Origin of the sequence: Nocardiopsis sp. FIRDI 009 (assembly GCF_003386285.1) — a bacterium.
GTDB lineage: Bacteria > Actinomycetota > Actinomycetes > Streptosporangiales > Streptosporangiaceae > Nocardiopsis.
Genome location: NZ_QPNC01000019.1, coordinates 16929 through 35229, shown reverse-complemented (window position 1 = coordinate 35229; position 18301 = coordinate 16929). Strand labels below are relative to the sequence as shown.

Sequence of the window (18301 nt, the reverse complement as noted above, 5' to 3'; positions counted from 1 at the left end):
CTCCCGCAGTGGTGGGGTCCGGTCATCATGGAGGACACCACCGACGGACCCCGCCGACCGCGCCTCCCTCTCTCCGTTCCGCGCGGGTGCCCGGGCACCCGGTCGCCCACAACCGCGTGATCGCCCTGTCACCGAACGTCCCCTTCGGGTCATGATGGACCGGGGCGCACGAGGCGTCACCGGGAGCGCGGATCGAGGAGGCGGCATGGGCGGAGCCGACCTGGGCCAGGGGTGGCAGTTCTGGGTGGACCGGGGCGGGACGTTCACCGACATCGTCGCCCGGCGTCCGGACGGACGCCTGTTCACGCACAAACTGCTGTCCGAGGACCCGCGCCGCTACGACGACGCCGCGGTGGCGGGGATCGGCGCCCTGCTCGCCCGTGCGGGGGCGGCCGGGTCCGACGCGCCGGGGCCGGACACACCCGGCCGCCCCGGGATCGACGTGATCCGGATGGGCACCACCGTGGCGACCAACGCCCTGTTGGAGCGCACCGGGGAGCGGACCGTCCTGGTGGTCACGCGCGGGTTCGCCGACGCGCTGCGCATCGGTTACCAGGACCGGCCGCGTATCTTCGACCGCCGCATCGTGCTGCCCGACCGGCTCCACGAACGGGTCGTCGAGGTGGACGAACGGGTCACCGCCCAGGGTGAGGTGCTGCGCGAACCCGACCTGGAGCGGCTGGCCGGGGAGCTGGCGGGCGTCCGCGACGCGGGGGTCGGGGCGGTGGCCGTCGTGTGCCTGCACAGCCACCTGTACCCGGAGCACGAACGGCGGATCGGCGCGCTCGCGCGGCGGCTGGGGTTCGATCAGGTGTCGCTGTCCAGCGAGGTCAGCCCGTTGATGAAACTCGTCCCGCGCGGTGACACCACGGTCGTGGACGCCTACCTGTCACCGGTGCTGCGCCGGTACGTGCGCGGTGTCGCCGGACGGCTCAGCGGCGTGCGGCTGATGTTCATGCAGTCCAACGGAGGGCTGGCCGAGGCCGGGCACTTCCGGGGCAAGGACGCGATCCTGTCCGGCCCGGCGGGCGGCATCGTCGGGATGGCCCGACTGTCGCGGATGGCGGGCTACGACCGGGTGATCGGCTTCGACATGGGCGGCACCTCCACCGACGTCTCCCACCACACGGGCGAGTTGGAGCGGGTCTTCCACAGCCGGGTGGCGGGGGTGCGGCTGCGGGCGCCGATGCTGGACATCCACACGGTCGCCGCGGGCGGCGGCTCGGTGCTGCGGTTCGCGGGCGGGCGCTACCAGGTCGGCCCCGACTCGGCGGGGGCCGACCCCGGTCCGTGCTGCTACCGCCGCGGCGGTCCGCTGACCGTGACCGACGCCAACGCCCTGCTCGGGCGGATCCAGCCGCACCACTTCCCGGCGGTGTTCGGTCCCGACGGCGACCAGCCGATCGACGTCGACGGGGTGCGGCGGGCCTTCGCCGGCCTCGCCGCGAACATCCGGGAGGAGACCGGTGACGACCGGCCCGTCGAGGAGGTCGCCGAGGGGTTCCTCCGCGTCGCCGTGGAGAACATGGCCAACGCGGTCAAGCGGATCTCCGTGCGCAAGGGCCACGACGTCACCGGCTACGCCCTGACCACGTTCGGTGGCGCGGGCGGCCAGCACGCGTGCGCGGTCGCCGACGCGCTGGGGGTCCGCACGGTGCTCGTCCCGCCGATGGCCGGGGTGCTCTCCGCCCTGGGTATCGGGTTGGCCGACACCACGGCGATGCGGCAGCAGTCGGTGGAGGCCCGGTTGGCGCCCGAACTGTCGGAACGGCTGGCCGAGGTCGCCGACGACCTGGCGGAGCGTACCCGCGCCGAACTGCTCGACGAAGGGGTGCCGGGCTCCCGGATCCGGGTGTCGCGCCAGGTACACCTGCGCTACGAGGGCACCGACACCGCCGTTCCGGTCGCCCTGGCCGGGATCGAGGCGATGGCGCGCGAGTTCGCGGAGAACCACCAGAGGATCTACTCCTTCACGATGGACCGGCCGTTGGTGGCCGAGGCCGTGGCGGTGGAGGCGGTGGGCGCCACCGTCCAGCCCGACCCAACGGACCTGGCCGTGTCGGACGTCGGCCCCGGGGCCCCCGAAGGCGACCCGGCCGCGGGGTCCGGCTGCGCGGGCGTCGCCCCCGCCGCGGACACCGGCGCCGCGCCCGACGAGACCGTGCGCGTGTACACCGCCGGGGCCTGGCGCGACGTGCCCCTGTACCGCCGCGACGGACTGCGTCCGGGCGCTCGGGTGACCGGTCCGGCGGTGGTCACCGAGGCCAACGCCACCACCGTGGTCGATCCGGGGTGGCGGGCGGTGACCCGGCGCACCGGCCACCTCGTCCTGGAGCGGGTGGCCGCGCGTGCGGAGGGCACGGTCGGAACGGAGGCCGACCCGGTGCTGCTGGAGGTGTTCAACAACCTCTTCATGTCGATCGCCGAGCAGATGGGCGCCCGCCTGGAGGCCACCGCGCAGTCGGTCAACATCAAGGAGCGGCTCGACTTCTCCTGCGCCCTGTTCGACCCGGACGGGTACCTGGTGGCCAACGCCCCGCACATGCCGGTGCACCTGGGGTCGATGGGGGCCACCATCCGGGAGGTCGTCCGGCGCAACGGGGACGACATGCGGCCGGGCGACGTGTACGCGGTCAACGACCCCTACCACGGGGGCACGCACCTGCCCGACGTGACGGTGGTGACCCCGGTGTTCGGTGCGGAGCGCGACCGTCCCCTGTTCTTCGTGGCCTCGCGCGGGCACCACGCCGAGATCGGCGGTATCACCCCGGGCTCGATGCCCGCGACCAGTCGGCACGTGGACGAGGAGGGCGTGCTCTTCGACAACTGGCTGCTCGTACGCGGCGGCCGCTTCCGGGAGGAGGAGACGCGCCGCCTGCTCACCGAGGCCCCTCACCCCTCCCGCGCCCCCGAGGTGAACCTGGCCGACCTGCGGGCGCAGATCGCGGCCAACGCCCGGGGGGTGGAGGAGGTGGGTCGGATGATCGACCACTTCGGCCGGGACGTCGTCCAGGCCTACATGGGACATGTGCGCTCCAACGCCGAACAGGCGATCCGCACCGTGATCGACTCCCTGAGCGACGGTGCGACCCGCTACGAGATGGACTCGGGCGCGGTGATCGCGGTGCGGATCGAGGTGGACCGGGAGCGGCGGTCGGCGGTCGTCGACTTCACCGGCACCTCGGCGCAGCTGGACACCAACTTCAACGCGCCCTCCTCGGTGGCCACGGCGGCGGTGCTGTACGTGTTCCGTACCCTGGTCGCCGCCGACATCCCGCTCAACGACGGCTGCCTCGTCCCGCTGCGGATCGTGATCCCGCCGGGCACGATGCTCTCCCCGGTCCACCCGGCCGCGGTCGTCGCGGGCAACGTGGAGACCTCCCAGGCGATCACCGGCGCGCTGTACCAGGCGCTGGGCGTCCAGGCCGAGGGGTCGGGGACGATGAACAACGTGACCTTCGGCGACGACCGGCACCAGTACTACGAGACCGTCTCCTCCGGTTCGGGCGCCGGGCACGGGTTCGACGGAACCTCGGTGGTCCAGACGCACATGACCAACTCTCGAATGACCGACCCCGAGGTGCTGGAGTGGCGTTTCCCGGTGTTGGTCGAGGAGTTCGCGATCCGGCGCGGGAGCGGCGGCGCGGGCGCCTGGCGCGGCGGGGACGGGGCGGTGCGGCGGCTCCGGTTCCGGGCGCCGATGACGGTGACCACCCTGTCCGGCCACCGCCGGGTGCCGCCGTACGGGATGGCCGGAGGGTCGCCCGGCGCTCTGGGCGAGAACTCCGTGCGCCGTGCGTCCGGCGAGGTCGAGCCGCTGGGCGGGTGCGACTCGGTGCGGATGGAACCGGATGACGAATTGATCGTCCGGACCCCCGGAGGGGGCGGATACGGCACTCCGGCGGGTGGCTGAGAGCGGCCGCTCCCGGCCGCCGCGCACACCGCGCGGATGGAACGGCGTGGTCTCCTCCGGGGGCGGCGTCGACGGTGTCCCCGCCCCGACGCCGCAGGCGGTCACCCGGCCCGTACGGGGGTGGCACGCCCGCCGTGGCCCGGACGGGGCGGGGATCGCGGGACCCGGTGCGCGGTGGGAAACGCCCCGCCGCGCACCGGGGAACCGGCCGTCAGCCGGTCAGCTCGTAGGTGGTCAGCACCGTCGCGTGGTCGGTGGTCCACTCGTTGTCCGTGTGGTCCGGCACCGGTGCGGGGTCACCGGCGACCACCGTGCGCGAGTCACGTACGCGCAGGCCCTCGCCCGCGTGGTAGACGAAGTCGATCCGGTCCTGGGGCTCGGCCCGACCGGTCGACCCGTTGTGCCGCGGGTACAGCGGCGACCACGTGGTACCCGGTACGGCGACCGGATCGGGGTGGGCCACGCGGAAGGAGTCCACCAGGCCCGCCTCGGTCGGTAGGACCGAGGTCGGCCAGGGCACGTCCGCGTAACCGCAGTTCTTCTCCCGCAGCTCCTCGGTCCAGTCCAGGTGGGAGGGGGCGTTGAAGTCGCCCACGAGCAGCACCGGCACGTCGTCGGCGCGGTCGATCTGACCCGACATGGCCGCCAGGGTGTCGGTGATCTGCCCGGTCCGGCCCGACTGCGCCTCACGGTCGAGGATGGTGTCCACGTCCATCCCGTCGAAGCACGCGTCGTAGGGGCCGTAGGGGGTGTAGCCCAGGTGCGCCGTCCACAGGTTGATCTGGGAGTGCGCTCCGTCGAGTGCGACACGCACCCCGGCCGACGCGTTGACCGTGCCGTACTCCTCGACGATCGGGTAGCGGCTGAGCACGCCCAGGCTGCCGCCGCTCTGCCAGTGGTACCAGCCCAGGGCGTCGGCGAGCCGGGCCGCGGCGGTGCCCTCGGTCTCCTGGAGTCCGACGACGTCGGCGCCGCTCTCCAGCAGGAAGCGGACCTGCTTGTCGTGGTGGCCGGTCACCCGGCTGCCGCCGTGCCAGGTGTTGAAGGTGAGCACGTCCAGTTCGGGTACGAGCACCGAGCCCTGCGGCCTCACCGGAACGGTCGCGGTGAGGCGTGCCGAGGAGCCGCCGGGAACGGTCGCCTCAACGGTGACCTCCGCCGTCGTCGGGCCGGGGCCGTCCGGTGTCCCGGACAGGGCTCCGTCCGCGGAGACGTCGATCCACGCGTCTCCGGCGACCTTGGCGAACCGGGCGTCCGGGCGTGAGGCCAGGCCGCCCAGCTCGGCTTCGTAGGGGTCGCCGACGCGCGCGTTGTGCAGGGTGGCCGCGTCGACGGGGAAGGTGACCGGGGCGTCGACGGGAAGGTGCACGTCGATGGGCTCGGTCAGCCACGTGTAGCCGTCCCGGGCCAGGAAGTAGGCGACGTAGTGGCCCGGCTCCAGGGAGTCGGCGGGGAGCGTGACGGTCCCCGCGGTTCCGGGGGCGTACCGCCACACCAGCGAGGGTGACACGTACTCCTCGTCGGCGGGTCCGCCGCCGGAGGCGTGGTAGAGACCGATCCAGTTCGTGGGGTCGGGGGCCGCGGTGGTGTAGGAGAAGGTGACGGGGGAGCCCTCCACCACCTCCAGGGTTCCCTGTCGCTCCGCCGACGCGGGAGCCGCGCCGAGTGCCAGGATGATCGCCGCGACGACCGCGGGGACCAGGTTCCGGATGCGCATCCGGTGGCTGCCTCTCGTGTGGGGGATGATGACGGCCACCATCACTACCAGGGCCGCCCTCCGCTCCGGCCCGCGGGGGCACGCCCCGAACGCGGGTGGCCGCCGCGTGAACCCCGGCCCACCGCGGCGCGAACCGTCCCCGAGTTCCGAGGATCGGGCGGTCGGCGCCGCGTGCGGGACCGGCCGCCAGCGGGCGATGACCGGCGTGGCGCCGACCGGTTTCCCCGTCCGGGGCGACCCGTCCCGGTTCTTCCCGTCACCGGCACCGAACAGATCGCCGTCGGTCGGTACCCGGGCGCCTGGGCCCGGGGCCCGCACCGGTCCCGGGCCCAGGCGCCCCGCTCCGGGTCGTTGCTCGGAGCGGGGCGCGCCCACGCGCGCTCAGTGCTCGTGATCGTGCCCGTCGTCGTGTTCGTGGCCGTCGTCGGTGTCCTCGGGCTCGGAGGACACGTCCTGCCCGGGCGCCCGCTCGGTGGAGTCCGCCGGATCGTTCGCGCCCGTCCCGGCCCCCTCTCGCTCCCCGTCGGTGTGACCGCCGTCGGAGTGGGCGTCCGTACCGTGGGTGTGCTCCGAGGCGCCGGTCACGGCGACCGCGGTGGAGAACGCCACCGCCAGGGCGGCGACCACGACGGCGCCGATCACCGGCGCCCCGGGCTCGGCGTGACCGCCGCGCCGGAGCACCGCCCAGACGGCGCAGACCGCCACGACGACCTCCAGCGCGACGGCGACCGTGTCGGTGAGGCCGATCGGCTCGGGGATCCAGGCGTGGGGGCCGAAGGGAACCCCGACCGTGCGGCTGACCGCCCAGATCCCGACGGACCCCAGGTTGACGAGCGCTCCGAGGGCCATCAGCGCCCGGCCGCCGGGCCATACGGCGAGGACGGCCCACACCGTCTGGACCACACCGGTGGTCACGAAGAAGACACCGGCCAGCGTCCACTCGTTCCAGTGGTCGGGTGTCATGACGAGGTGGATCAGGGCGGTTCCCACGGAGGCGGTGGCCGCGACGAACCTGGCCAGCCCGCTGCCCCTGGGCACGGCGCGACGACGAGTGTGACTCATGCTTACGTACTCCCGATGACGTTCGGTCGAAGGTGGACATGCCGAGGGCCCGCACGAGCCGCGTGAGGCGGCGTCGCGCGTGACCGGGAGCATCTACACCCTCAGCACCGACAGTTCGGCGAGGATCCTGGGCACGCGTCTTCGGCGCCGGAGCCCGCGCGCGAACGCCCACGGTACGGGGGCACCGTGGGCACGCGGTGGGCGTGCGGGGGTCGGTGGAGCCAGCGGGTGGGCCAGGGCCAGCGGCACGAACAGGACGAAGGGGGCCGCGGCCGCGCTCAGGCAGTCGGCGTGAGCGTGCTCGTGCGCGGCGGCGCAACCGACCTCCGGCTCCGCGCCGTGTTCCTCGACCGTTCCCGACACCTCGTGTGCCGGGTGCCGCGCGTCCTCGTGCACCACGTGGTACCGCGCCGGACCGTGGGACGTGTGGGTCGAGGCCCCCTCGACCCCGTGCACGAGCGTCACCGCGAAAAGCGTGCACAGCAGCGCCGACAACCACAGGGCGGGGGCGGCACGCACGACGGTGAGGCTCACGGGCGGCGGTCTCCTGATAGGGGGATGGGGCGGGGCGGACCTGCGGGGGTCGGCGCGCGCCACGCACGACCCTACCCCTGTCTCCGTCCGCACCGCGAAGCCGGCCGCCGGCCCCCGACGCGTGTGCCGTGGACCGGGGCCGGGTCAGGCGGTCAGGCGTTCGGCCAGCAGCACGGCGCCGATGACGACCATCGCCGCCCCCGACACCCGGGTGACCGCCCGGGCGGCCGCGGGCCGTGCGCCCAGCACGGCCCGCGCGAGCAGGCCCACGCACAGGTAGACCACGGCGCAGCTTGCCGTGTGCACCAGGCCGAGCGTCGCGATCTGGGCACCCATCGGCCAGCCGTCCTCCGGGTCGGTGAACTGCGGCAACAGCGCCATGAACAGCAGCAGCGCCTTGGGGTTGAGCCCGCTGACACCGACCCCCTGGGCGAGTCGGGCGCCCCACGAGGCCCCGGCGCCGTCCTCGGCCGACACACCCGGAGCCGCGGGCCGCACCAGGGTCATGGCGCCGATCCAGACGAGGTAGACCGCCCCGGTCACGGTCAGGGCGGTGAGCACGGCGGGGGTCCGCGCCACGAGTGCCGCCACCCCGGCCGCGACCACGCCCGTCAGCGTCACGTAGCCCAGCAGGAGACCGCCGACCGCCGGAAGGACCGACCGGTCCCGCAGACCGGCGGTGATCGTGTGGGCCCAGTCCGCCCCCGGAACGAGGATGAGCAGGACCGAGACGGCCCAGAAGGCGGTGATGGAGCTGGTGGCCACGGCGTGTTTCTCCCCCTTGTGCGGACTGCGTGAGGGAGATTAGCCGCCTTTTGCCCGAAGGTGCTGCCAAAGTTTCGACTACTACCCGCATTATGCGCAAGAATCTCCCTCATGGATGCTGTGGACCGGAAGATCCTTGCCGAGCTCCAGGAGGACGGCCGTCTGACGGTCACCGACCTGGCCGCGCGCGTGCGCCTGAGCCTGTCCCCCTGCCACCGGCGCCTGCGGGAACTGGAACGCTCCGGGGCCATCCGCGGCTACCGCGCGATTCTGGACGCGGGCGCCGTCGGACTGACCTTCGAGGCGCTCGTGTTCGTCACCATGCGCCAGGAGGACCGCGACACCGTCGCCGCCTTCGAGGGGGCGCTCTCCGACATCCCGGAGGTGGTCCGCGCCGAGCGGCTCTTCGGCGATCCGGACTACCTCGTGCGGGTGGTGAGCCGGGACCTGCCCGCCTTCCAGCGGCTCTACGACGACCGGCTCGCCACCCTGCCCGGCGTCCAGCGGCTGAGTTCCACCCTGGTGATGAAACACGTCGTCGAGGAGCGCCCGCTTCCGCTGTGAGGGTCGGGCGTCGACGGGGCCGGGGACCGCACCGCGCCGGGCCGGTCCGACGGCGGGCACGAGCCCGGCGGGACCCGTACCCACGGCGGGAACGTCGTCGTCACCTCACGGGAACCCTCAAAATCGAACGTTCGTTCTGCGATGGAAGAACGACCGGGGCCCGCGCGCGCAAAAGGAGACGGATCGTTCTCCCAAAGGGAAAACCCCTGCCCCGAGATTCGGACTCAACGTCATCGTCCAATTACGTCTGGTAAAAATAGCAGGCACGTCCCCCGCGGCGCCCCCGTCGTCCCCTCGACGCGTGCGGGTCGAAACCCCGGTGGACGCTTCCACACACAGGCGAGGTGATCGGGTGAGTTTGGACAGCACGCGCGCGGAGGGAGCGCCCCGGATACCCCGGGACGTGGTCAGCGGATCGGGCCTACGCGCCCCGCACCGCGTCTGGCACCGGCTGGGACGCGGTCTCGTGGGCGAGCTCATCCTGCCCGACCAGAACGAGTACGACACCGCGCGCCGCACCGCCGACCCGCGCTTCGACACCGCCACGCCCTGTGCGGTGGTGCGGTGCGCCCACGAGGACGACGTCGTCCACGCCGTGGACTTCGCCCGCCGCTGGGGGATCCGCGCCCACGTCCGGGCGGGCGGCCACTGCCCCCTGGGCTCCTCGACCGGCCCCGGTCTGGTCATCGACCTGTCCCCGCTGAGCGGCACCGTCGTCGACGGCGACACCGCCTGGTGCGCGGGGGGCACGCTCACCGGAGCGTTCACCGAGGCCCTCGACGCACACGGACGCACGGTGCCCACCGGCCGGTGCGCGTCGGTCGGCGTGGCGGGCCACACCCTGGGCGGCGGTACCGGCCCGACCGGACGCGGGCACGGGTTCACCCTCGACAGTCTGACCGGCGCGCGCGTCGTCCTCGGCGACGGACACGTGGTGGACTGCGACGCCGACCACCACCCCGACCTGTTCTGGGCACTGCGCGGCGCGGGCCACGCCGCCTACGGCGTGGTCACCGGACTGACCTTCCGGACCCGGCCCGCCCGGCCGGTCACCGAGTTCCTGCTCGGCTGGCCCGCCGACTGCCGCGCGCGGGTACTGGCCGCCTGGCAGACCTGGGGCCCGCACGCCCCGGACGAGCTGTCGACGACGGCCACCATCACCGCGGGCGCCCCCGACCCCGCCCTGTCCCCAGCCACCGTGAGCGGCTCCTGGCTGGGTGAGCCGACCGGTGTGGAGCACCTGGTGGACGACCTGGTGGCGGCGGTGGGTCAGCCCCCGCGGGTCCGGACCAGAGCCACGGGGGCGAGGAACACCACGCCGGGGTCCGCGATCCGGGCCGACGACGTGGGCGCTCGGAGCCTCGTGCTGCGGCGGCACGAGTTCTTCGACCGCCCGCTCGACGCGACCGCCCTGGACGGGATCACCGCGGCGATGGACCGGGGCCCGCGTGTCGGGGAACACCGTCGCCTGACCCTGGAGGCGATGGGCGGCGCCTACGGCCGGCCGGCGGCGGAATCGGCGGCGTTCCCGCACCGCGAAGCCCTGTTCGGGGCTCTCTCGGAGTTCCGACCCGCCGTCGGGGCGACCGCCGAGTCACGGGCCGCCCAGGAGGCGCTGCACGGGGTACTCCGGCCGCTGGCCTCGGGCGCGGCGCACCCGAACCACCCCGAGGCGGACCGGGCCGACTGGCGCCAGACCTACCACGGCGCCCACCACGCCCGTCTGGAGGAGATCCGCGTCCACTACGACCCGGACGGCGTCTTCGGTTTCCCGCTCGCACAGACCGCGCGGAACTAGGCGGTGTCCGTCGTGGTCCTCCGCTTGGCTTCGGGCCGTGTTGGGGCGCCCGAAAGGCAGGGACTCCCCGTCCTCGGCCGCGCCTGCCGCTCGTTCCTCGCCACGCGGCTCGCCTCGTCGTACAGAACCCTGCCGACGCCCGGACGACACCCCCTCGGGTGACCGTTCCGAGAAACAGACCCCAGACCGGTACGGGGGTCGGTTCCCCGGCTTCGGGCCGTGTCCGCCGGACACGGCCACCGTTCACTCGGCGCGCGCGAGGCGGTCGAGCAGTTCGCGGAGGAACATCCGCTCGCCGGGGGTGAGCGGGGCGGCGGCGGTGTCCAGGACCGCCCCCAGGGCGACGGCGTGCCGGGCGGCCGCACGGTCACCGGAGCCCACCCGGCCGCCGTCCCGCGCCGCGCCCGCGTCGGTGACCCCGTCGACGACCAGGTCCCGCATCCGTCCGGACAGGCCGGGGTCCCTCCGCTCCGGGGCGGTGTCGATGAGGGTCAGCGTCACCCCCACGGCGGCGGAGTGGATCATGGCCGCCGCCCCCTCGACATCCAGGGTCAGTCGCCCCGCCTCCGCGACCCTGGTGACCATGCCGACCAGGATCCGCCACGCCTCGGCCGCCGCCTCACCACCGCCGCGCGGGTGGGTCCGTCCGTACATCAGGGAGTAGAACGCCGGGTTGTCCAGGCCGAACGCCACGTGCAGGTCCCATCCGGAGCGCAGGTCGGCCACCGGGTCCCCGGAGGGCTCCTGAGCCTGTTTGCGGGCGAGGTAGTCCCCGAAACCCGCCGCCGCCACCGCGTCCAGCAGGCCGTCCATGTCACCGAACTGCCGGTAGATCGCCGGCGGCTGCACCCCGGCCGCCTGGCTGACCGCCCGCGTCGTCACCGCCCCGCGTCCGCCCTCGGACAGCAGCTCCGCGGCGGCCGTCACGATCCGAGCCCGAGTGTCCTGTCGTCCCGTCATGTAACGACGATAACGCATATCCGATATCAGCAGAATCACGAGGGTCGGCGGCCCCGGGGCCGGTACGCCGGACAGACCCTCGGGAGCGTAGGCACAACACGCCCACGCACGCGACCGCCCCCGGCGCTAGCCTCGCCCCCACCGACGCCTCACGCCCCGGAGCGGACCACATGACCACCATCCTCATCACCGGATCGACCGACGGTCTCGGCCGCGCGTTGGCCCTGCGCCTGGCCCGGGACCGGGCGCGGCTGCTTCTCCACGGCCGCGACCCCGCCAAACTCGCCGCCCTGGCCACGGAGGTCGGGAAGGAGGGCGCGCCGCCCCCCGAGACGCTGGTCGCCGACTTCTCCGACCTCGCCCAGGTGGCCCGGATGGCCGCCGAGGTGCCCACCCGCACTGACCGCCTCGACGTCCTGGTCAGCAACGCGGGCATCGGGTTCGGCGAACCCGACGGACGGGAGCGCGGGGTCGGCGCCGACGGCTACGAACTGCGCCTGACCGTGAACTACCTGGCCGGTTTCCTGCTCACCCTCGACCTGCTGCCCCTGCTGCGCGCCTCGGCGCCCGCACGCGTGGTCAACGTCTCCTCCCTGGGCCAGGCCCCCGTCGACCTGGACGACCTCATGTTCGAGCGCGGCTACGACGGGGTGGACGCCTACCGGCGGAGCAAGCTCGCGCAGATCATGTCGGCCACCGAGTTCGCCGCCCGCGTCCCCGCCGACGAGGTCACCTTCACCAGCCTCCATCCGGCCACCTACATGCCGACCAAGATCGTCACGCTGCACGGCATCACCCCCGTCGACACCCTGGAGGAGGGCGTGGCCGCGACGTACCGCCTGGTCACCGACCCCGCGTTGACCGGGGTGACCGACCGCTTCTACGACCGGCTGCGCGAGAGCCGGGCCCATGACCAGGCCGCCGACCCGAAGGTCAGGGCACAGCTGTGGCGCCGCAGTCTGCGTCTGGTGGGACGGCAGGACGTCGGGGCCGGCGACCGCGAACCGACCGGCTGAGCCGCGTCGGACCGGGGCCGGGTACGGGCGGCCCCGGGGAGGGGGTAGCGTGTCCCCCGACATCAGACCTAAGCAACTTAGGTACATAGGTCAGCATGTGCGGGGCCGCGCTGTCGGCACCGACCGCACGTGCTCGGACAGACGGGAACACCGATGGCAGACGGCAGGGGGGCGGAACGGGCCCGAGCACGCCGGGAGGCCGCCGAACGGCGCCGCCGGGAGCGGGAGCGCGAGCGCGGGGTGAGGACACGCCGCCGCTGGCTCTGGGGCGGGGGCGCCGCCGTGGGCGCCGTCGCCCTCGCGGCGGGCGTCGGGTGGACGGTCGTGTCGTCGGAGGGGCCGGACGGGCACGGCGGGGACACGGCGGCGTTCACCCACATCCACGGGGTCTCCCTCCCGGCGTGGTCGTCGGGTGAGCCGTTCGTGGCCACCCACGACGGTCTCGTCGAGAGCGGATCCGACGGCGGTTGGCGGACGGTCAGCGAGGAACGCCACGACTTCATGGGGTTCACGGCGCACCCCACGCAGGAGGGGCGGATGTTCTCCAGCGGGCACCCCGCCCCCGGCAGTTCGCTGGTGAACCCGCTCGGCTTCATGGTCAGCGAGGACGGCGGCCGGACCTGGGAGACGCGCTCACTGGAGGGGGAGGTCGACTTCCACGCGATGAGCGTCGGCGCCGGGGGAGAGTCCGTGTACGGCTGGTCCCAGGGGCTGTACCGCAGTGGGGACGAGGGGTTCACCTGGGACCGGGTGGAGGCCCCCGCGCTGGTCCGGGCCCAGGGCGCGACCGCGCTGGCCGCCCATCCCGAGGACCCCGACGAGGTGTGGGCCGGGACCCAGGACGGTCTGCTCCGGAGCACCGACGGCGGGCAGGGGTGGGAACCGGTCCTGGACCGGGGCGCGGTGAGCGCGGTGCACCTCGACCCCGCCGACCCCGACCACGTCCTGGCCTACGGTGTCGCCACCGGGCTCGTGGAGAGCACCGACGCCGGACGGACCTGGTCGGAGCTGGGCTGGACGCTGGAGGAGGACGCGGTCGGCCACCTCGCGATCCACCCCGAGGACCCCGATGTGGTGTACGCGGGCACCTTCGGCGCGGGCCTGCACCGGAGCGAGGACGGCGGCCGGACGTGGGAGGCCGTGGTGGACCGGGGGCGGGTCGCGTCCGGCTGATCCCGGGGCGGGGCGCTCGGCGGGTACGCGCCCGGTACGCTGCGGATGCCCCGGCCGGGGGACGGCGAACAGGGAGGAGAGGGAGTCGTGCAGCGGTTCGGAGACCTGGAGGCCGCGATCATGGACGCGGTGTGGGGCGTCGGGGAGCCCCTGACCGTGCGCGCGGTCCTGGAGCGGCTCGACCGCGACCCCGCGCCGGCGTTCACCACCGTGCAGACGGTGATGAACATCCTGCACGGGAAGGGCTGGCTGGACCGTCGGATGGACGGGCGCGCCTACCGGTACTGGGCCACGGCCGGCCGCGAGGACTACGTCGCCCGGCTGATGCGCGACGCGCTGGACGAGAGCCCCGACCGGTCGGCGGCGCTCGCCAGGTTCGTCGACGGCATGGACGCCCAGGAGATCTCCGAGCTGTCCGAACGCCTGGCGACCGCCAGGGCACGGCACTCCGGCCGGGACGGTTCCGCCGAGGGGAGGCCCTCGTGAGCGCCGCACCGCTCCTGGCCGCCCACACGGTCGCGGGGCTCCTCCTCGTCGCACCGCTCCTGCGCCGCGCCGCCTGGGTCGACCGGGCGCCCCGGCTGGGACTGCTGGCCTGGCAGGTCCTGACCTTCTCCGTCCTGGTCTCGGCGGTCCTGGCCGGGATCACCCTCGCCGTACCCGTCACCCCCGTCTCCGGTGACCTGGCCCAGGTGCTGCACTCCTGCGCGGCGATGCTCCGCCGGGCCTACGCCACGCCGGGCGGTGCGTTCACGGCCACCGCCGGGCTCGCGGTGTCGGCGGTGGTCGTGCTGCGGACCGGCTACGGGCTCGGCGCCGAGTGGGCGCGGACGGTCCTCGACCGCCGCCGCCACCTCGCGGCCCTGGCCGTGGTCGGCACCGGGAACGCGCGTCTGGGCGCGACCGTGGTCGACCACGACGCGTGCGCCGCCTACTGCCTGCCCGGACGCGGCGGCCACGTGGTGCTCACCAGCGCCGCGCTGGCCGCCCTGGACGGTCCGGAGCTGACCGCGGTCCTGGCGCACGAGCGCGAACACCTGCGCCGACGCCACCATCTGATGGTCGCGTCGGCGCGCGGGGTGCAGCGGGCGTTCCCGTTCGCCTCGGCCTTCGCCCACGCTCGTGCGGAGGTCGCCAGACTCACCGAGCTGGCCGCCGACGACGCCGCCGCCTCGGCCACCGACCGGCTCACCGTCGCCGGGGCGCTGCTGGCCCTGGCCCGGGGCGACCGCGGCGACACGGCCGGACAGGCGCCCCCGGCCGACGGGATACCCGGTGTCGCCCTGGCCGCCAGCGGCTCGGGGAGCGGACGCCGGGTGCGGCGCCTGCTGGACGCACAGCCCCCGCTGGGGCGGGGCGGACTGCTCGTGGCCGCCGTCGCGGTGGGCGCGGCGCTCGCGGTGCCGTTCGCCGTCGTGGCGCCCTCCGGTCTCCTGACGGCGACGGTGGACTGCTGCCTGGTCCACGGTTGACCGCCGGTCACGATTACCCCACCTGCGAGACGACACCTGACGGGAGCCACACGATGCCCCAGTGGGCGACACCGATCGCGGCACGGATCGAGGACCACGACCAGCACCGGTGGATGTTCTGGCTGGCGGTGGCCGGACTCACCCTCGGCGCGGGCATGGCGGTCTTCGGACTGCCCCCGGTCAGCATCCACGGGCCGCTCCACTTCCTGGGGGTCATGGACCCGATGTGCGGGGGCACCCGGTCGGTGTGGCTGGCGATGAAGGGCGACCCGGCTCTGTCGTGGACGTACAACCCGGTCGGGATCCCCCTGGTGGCGGGGGCCGTCCTCACCGTCCTGCGGATCCTGTTCGGGTTCGCGACGGGCCGGTGGATCAACGTGTACGTCACCCACACGAGGACGCTGTGGGTCGTGGGCGGCGCCCTCTTCGTGCTGCTGGGGATCCGCCAGCAGCTCAACGTCGACCTCCTGCGCACCCCGGACGACGATTTCTCGTTCCTCGGCGTGTTCCTGAACGCGCTGCCGGTCCTGGTCGCGGGCGCCTGGATCACCGTCCAGCGCCGCCGGATCATCGCCCGGAGCCGCGCCGCCCGGGCACGGCCGAAGGCGTGACCCGGCGGGCTCCCCGGGTGACTGGGAGGATGCGGGTATGGACATTCTGAGCAGTCGCATCCTGCTGCGCCCCACCGATCTGATCCGGAGCCGCGACTTCTACCGTGACGTGCTGGGTCTGGCGGTGCATCGCGAGTTCGGCGACCCCGAGCGGCCTGGAACGGTCTTCTTCGTCGGCAACGGGCTGCTGGAGGTCTCCGGGAGTTCCGAGCCCTTCGCGGCGCCGCCGCTGTCCCTCTGGTTGCAGGTGCGTGACGTCCGTGCCGAGTACGCGCGCCTGAGGGAGGCCGGTGTGCGGGGGCTGCGCGAGGCGAGGCTGGAGCCCTGGGGGCTGTGGGAGGCGTGGATCGCCGACCCCGACGGTGTGCGGATCGTCCTGGTCCAGGTCCCGGACGACCATCCTCTGCGCCGCGACCGACGTACGTTCTGAGACGGCCGCCCCGCCGCTGGGGCGGCCTCCGGGGCGGCACGGGTGACGCCGGACGGCGCCACCGGTGGCCCCGTCGCTATGCCTCCAGGGCGTCGACCGCCGCACCGCCCGCGGCCCGCACGGTGTGCGCGAGCAGGAGAGCGGTGGTGACCGGTCCGACGCCGCCGGGCACCGGGGTGAGCGCCCCCGCGACGCCGTCCGCCGCGTCCGCGTCGACGTCGCCGACCAGGCCGACGTCCGTGGCGTTGGTGCCCACGTCGATGACCACCGCACCCGGCCTGAGGTGGTTCGCGCCGATCAGTCCGGGCACGCCCGCCGCGACGATCACGATGTCGGCGGCGGAGGTGTGGTCCTCGAGGCTGGCCGTCCGGGAGTGGCAGACCGTCACCGTCGCGTGCCGTTCCAGTAGCAGCAGCGCCGTCGGTGTGCCCACGACGACCGACCGGCCGACCACGGCGACGTCCCTGCCCGCGAGCTCGGTCCCGTGGTGGTCGAGCAGCCGCACCACGGCCTTGGCCGGGTCGATCTCCGCGGCGAGCTCGGCCGACGACATGCCGTCGGGCAGCGGGGTCTGCAGGATGACTCCGTGCGCCTCCGGGTCCCGGCTCAGGGCGCGAAGCGTGTCCCGGACCATCGCCCGCGAGGCCGACGGGCCGAGGTCGGCGATGTCGCAGTCGATCCCGACGGCCGCGGTCGCCTTGGCGATCGAGCGCACGTACCACATGGTCGACCCGTCGTCCGTGGCAGCGACGACGACCAGCCTCGGCTGGGTGCCCGCCGCCCCCAGGTCGGCGGCCTCCTCCCGGACGCGCCGCCGGATCTCCGCGGCCAGTGGCCTGCCCGACAGCGCTGCGGTGACGTGGTGCTCCGACGTCGTCGCGGTGGTCATCCGGCGAGCTCCTTCCTGACCGCGGCGGGGGCCTTCTCCGCCCGCTCGACGACGGGGTCGACGGACCGGGTCGCCGCCGAGGACTCCACCCGCGCCCCGTCGTCCCCGATGCCGCCCAGGTGGACCTCGATGTTCACCCGGGCCGTGGTGGCGGCGGCGCAGGCCGCCCTCAGGGCCGCGGCGACGGCGGTGGCGCGCGCCGCTTTCTCGTCGTCGGTCGAGCGGGGCAGGGCGTAGGCGTCGGCGACGGCCGAGAACGCCTCCGCGTCCGCCTCCGCGACACGCAGTGCCTCGGTCCGCAGCCGGTCGGCGGCCCGCACGATGTCCGAGATCTCCTCGGCGTGCTCGGCGAAGCGCGCCCCGTCGCTGTACCGGGCCACCATGCCGAGCAGCGCGGCGGCCTGGGCCGCGTGCACGGCGGCGGTGGCGCCGCCTCCGGGGGCGGGTGTCCGGGCGGCGAGTTCGGCCAGGAAGTCGCCGATGGTCTGGCTGTGCATCACGATGTCCGTCCTTGGGGGGTCGGGGGCGGGACAGCCCTGGCAAGTCAGCGGAAGACGACGGTGCCGCGGCCGTTGAGCAGGACACGGTGCTGGCAGTGCCAGCGCACCGCCCGGGACAGCGCGAGCGCCTCGGCGTCGCGGCCCACCGTCGCCAGCGCGCGCGGGTCGTGGGAGTGGTCCACCCGCAGCACCTCCTGCTCGATGATCGGGCCCTCGTCGAGGTCGGCCGTCACGTAGTGCGCGGTCGCTCCGACGTACTTCACGCCGCGCTCGTAGGCCCGCTGGTACGGCTTCGCGCCCTTGAAACCCGGAAGGAACGAGTGGTGGATGTTGATCACGCGCCCTTCGAGCTTGGCGCACAGGTCGTCGGAGAGCACCTGCATGTACCGGGCGAGCACCACGAGGTCGACGCGGTACTCCTCGACGAGCTCCAGCAGACGCGCCTCGGCGGCGGCCTTGGTCTCGGCGGTCACCGGCACGTGGACGAAGTCCAGGCCGGCCGCCTCGGCCATCGGCCGCAGGTCCTCGTGGTTGGACACCACCCCCACGAGTTCCCCGCCGAGGTTGCCCGCACGCCAGCGGAACAGCAGGTCGTTGAGGCAGTGGGCGGTCTTCGACACCATCACCAGGACACGGGGCGGCCGCTCGTCCCACATCTGGAACTCCATGGCGAACTCCCGCGCCACGGGAACGAACGCGCTGCGCAGGTCGTCGAGGTCCGCATCCGGCTCCGAGCACGAGAACGACGTCCTGAGGAACAGTTGTCCGCGGATGTCGTCGTCGAACTGCTGGTGCTCGACGATGTCGCAGTCCCGGTCGACCAGGAACTCGGTCACCGCGTGGACGATGCCGGCCCGTTCCGGGCACCGGAGGGTGAGGATGAAGTTGCGCGCCACG

General features: G+C 73.9%; 17 protein-coding genes. 9 read left to right on the top strand and 8 right to left on the bottom strand.

Annotated elements, in window-relative coordinates:
• Positions 1-205 precede the first annotated feature (205 nt).
• Complete coding sequence (locus DVR05_RS16355; protein WP_116246764.1) at positions 206-3913, top strand: hydantoinase B/oxoprolinase family protein; 3708 nt, start codon at positions 206-208, stop codon at positions 3911-3913.
• 211 nt (positions 3914-4124) lie between these two features.
• Here DVR05_RS16355 and DVR05_RS16350 read toward each other — a convergent pair whose 3' ends face one another.
• From DVR05_RS16350 to DVR05_RS16335, 4 genes are all read right to left on the bottom strand, one after another.
• On the bottom strand, positions 4125-5630 hold the full coding sequence (locus tag DVR05_RS16350; RefSeq protein ID WP_116247047.1) for an endonuclease/exonuclease/phosphatase family protein: 1506 nt from the start codon (positions 5628-5630) through the stop codon (positions 4125-4127).
• A 381-nt stretch (positions 5631-6011) separates the two neighbouring features.
• Positions 6012-6692, bottom strand: coding sequence for a hypothetical protein (locus tag DVR05_RS16345; protein WP_157982457.1), 681 nt, complete (start codon positions 6690-6692; stop codon positions 6012-6014).
• A 93-nt stretch (positions 6693-6785) separates the two neighbouring features.
• Positions 6786-7226, bottom strand: coding sequence for a hypothetical protein (locus DVR05_RS16340; RefSeq protein WP_116246762.1), 441 nt, complete (start codon positions 7224-7226; stop codon positions 6786-6788).
• Between the two features lie 144 nt (positions 7227-7370).
• Complete coding sequence (locus DVR05_RS16335) at positions 7371-7991, bottom strand: LysE family translocator (protein WP_116246761.1); 621 nt, start codon at positions 7989-7991, stop codon at positions 7371-7373.
• Positions 7992-8102: 111 nt separating this feature from the next.
• Between DVR05_RS16335 and DVR05_RS16330 the strand changes: the two genes are divergently transcribed.
• The gene (locus tag DVR05_RS16330) at positions 8103-8555 is read left to right on the top strand and encodes an Lrp/AsnC family transcriptional regulator (RefSeq protein ID WP_116246760.1); all 453 of its coding nucleotides are present in this window, start codon (positions 8103-8105) and stop codon (positions 8553-8555) included.
• Between the two features lie 352 nt (positions 8556-8907).
• Positions 8908-10353 (top strand): FAD-binding oxidoreductase, encoded by a 1446-nt coding sequence (locus tag DVR05_RS16325; protein WP_157982456.1) that lies wholly within the window; start codon positions 8908-8910, stop codon positions 10351-10353.
• 243 nt (positions 10354-10596) lie between these two features.
• Here the strand turns inward: DVR05_RS16325 and DVR05_RS16320 are convergent, their stop codons facing one another.
• Positions 10597-11313, bottom strand: a complete 717-nt coding sequence (locus DVR05_RS16320; RefSeq protein WP_116246758.1) for a TetR/AcrR family transcriptional regulator — start codon at positions 11311-11313, stop codon at positions 10597-10599.
• Between the two features lie 170 nt (positions 11314-11483).
• Here DVR05_RS16320 and DVR05_RS16315 point away from each other — a divergent pair, with 170 nt between their 5' ends.
• The 6 genes from DVR05_RS16315 to DVR05_RS16290 all read left to right on the top strand — a co-directional run bounded on the left by DVR05_RS16315 (position 11484) and on the right by DVR05_RS16290 (position 16015).
• Positions 11484-12329 (top strand): SDR family NAD(P)-dependent oxidoreductase, encoded by an 846-nt coding sequence (locus DVR05_RS16315; protein ID WP_116246757.1) that lies wholly within the window; start codon positions 11484-11486, stop codon positions 12327-12329.
• Positions 12330-12482: 153 nt separating this feature from the next.
• Positions 12483-13502, top strand: coding sequence for a F510_1955 family glycosylhydrolase (locus DVR05_RS16310; RefSeq protein ID WP_116246756.1), 1020 nt, complete (start codon positions 12483-12485; stop codon positions 13500-13502).
• A gap of 87 nt (positions 13503-13589) precedes the next feature.
• Positions 13590-13988: a BlaI/MecI/CopY family transcriptional regulator gene (locus DVR05_RS16305; protein WP_116246755.1), complete on the top strand. Its 399-nt coding sequence runs from the start codon at positions 13590-13592 to the stop codon at positions 13986-13988.
• Entirely contained in the window at positions 13985-14974 is a 990-nt protein-coding gene (locus tag DVR05_RS16300) for a M56 family metallopeptidase (protein ID WP_116246754.1), read from the top strand. The genes DVR05_RS16305 and DVR05_RS16300 overlap by 4 nt, the downstream gene beginning before the upstream one ends.
• 53 nt (positions 14975-15027) lie before the next feature.
• The gene (locus tag DVR05_RS16295; RefSeq protein ID WP_116246753.1) at positions 15028-15585 is read left to right on the top strand and encodes a DUF2752 domain-containing protein; all 558 of its coding nucleotides are present in this window, start codon (positions 15028-15030) and stop codon (positions 15583-15585) included.
• A gap of 37 nt (positions 15586-15622) precedes the next feature.
• Entirely contained in the window at positions 15623-16015 is a 393-nt protein-coding gene (locus tag DVR05_RS16290; protein WP_116246752.1) for a VOC family protein, read from the top strand.
• A gap of 76 nt (positions 16016-16091) precedes the next feature.
• Here DVR05_RS16290 and DVR05_RS16285 read toward each other — a convergent pair whose 3' ends face one another.
• The 3 genes from DVR05_RS16285 to purU are packed head-to-tail and all read right to left on the bottom strand — an operon-like array spanning position 16092 to position 18300.
• Positions 16092-16904, bottom strand: coding sequence for a bifunctional 5,10-methylenetetrahydrofolate dehydrogenase/5,10-methenyltetrahydrofolate cyclohydrolase (locus DVR05_RS16285; protein WP_116246751.1), 813 nt, complete (start codon positions 16902-16904; stop codon positions 16092-16094).
• Complete coding sequence (locus DVR05_RS16280; protein ID WP_116246750.1) at positions 16901-17401, bottom strand: cyclodeaminase/cyclohydrolase family protein; 501 nt, start codon at positions 17399-17401, stop codon at positions 16901-16903. The genes DVR05_RS16285 and DVR05_RS16280 overlap by 4 nt, the downstream gene beginning before the upstream one ends.
• A gap of 47 nt (positions 17402-17448) precedes the next feature.
• Positions 17449-18300 (bottom strand): formyltetrahydrofolate deformylase, encoded by an 852-nt coding sequence (purU, locus tag DVR05_RS16275; RefSeq protein WP_116246749.1) that lies wholly within the window; start codon positions 18298-18300, stop codon positions 17449-17451.
• Position 18301: the final 1 nt, after the last annotated feature.

Bases quoted from the DNA above. Each gene is read 5' to 3' on its own strand.
- DVR05_RS16355 (WP_116246764.1), top strand. From the start codon at position 206: ATGGGCGGAGCCGACCTGGGCCAGGGGTGGCAGTTCTGGGTGGACCGG.
- DVR05_RS16350 (WP_116247047.1), bottom strand. From the start codon at position 5,630: ATGCGCATCCGGAACCTGGTCCCCGCGGTCGTCGCGGCGATCATCCTG.
- DVR05_RS16345 (WP_157982457.1), bottom strand. From the start codon at position 6,692: ATGAGTCACACTCGTCGTCGCGCCGTGCCCAGGGGCAGCGGGCTGGCC.
- DVR05_RS16330 (WP_116246760.1), top strand. From the start codon at position 8,103: ATGGATGCTGTGGACCGGAAGATCCTTGCCGAGCTCCAGGAGGACGGC.
- DVR05_RS16320 (WP_116246758.1), bottom strand. From the start codon at position 11,313: ATGACGGGACGACAGGACACTCGGGCTCGGATCGTGACGGCCGCCGCG.
- DVR05_RS16315 (WP_116246757.1), top strand. From the start codon at position 11,484: ATGACCACCATCCTCATCACCGGATCGACCGACGGTCTCGGCCGCGCG.
- DVR05_RS16310 (WP_116246756.1), top strand. From the start codon at position 12,483: ATGGCAGACGGCAGGGGGGCGGAACGGGCCCGAGCACGCCGGGAGGCC.
- DVR05_RS16295 (WP_116246753.1), top strand. From the start codon at position 15,028: ATGCCCCAGTGGGCGACACCGATCGCGGCACGGATCGAGGACCACGAC.
- DVR05_RS16290 (WP_116246752.1), top strand. From the start codon at position 15,623: ATGGACATTCTGAGCAGTCGCATCCTGCTGCGCCCCACCGATCTGATC.
- DVR05_RS16285 (WP_116246751.1), bottom strand. From the start codon at position 16,904: ATGACCACCGCGACGACGTCGGAGCACCACGTCACCGCAGCGCTGTCG.
- DVR05_RS16280 (WP_116246750.1), bottom strand. From the start codon at position 17,401: ATGCACAGCCAGACCATCGGCGACTTCCTGGCCGAACTCGCCGCCCGG.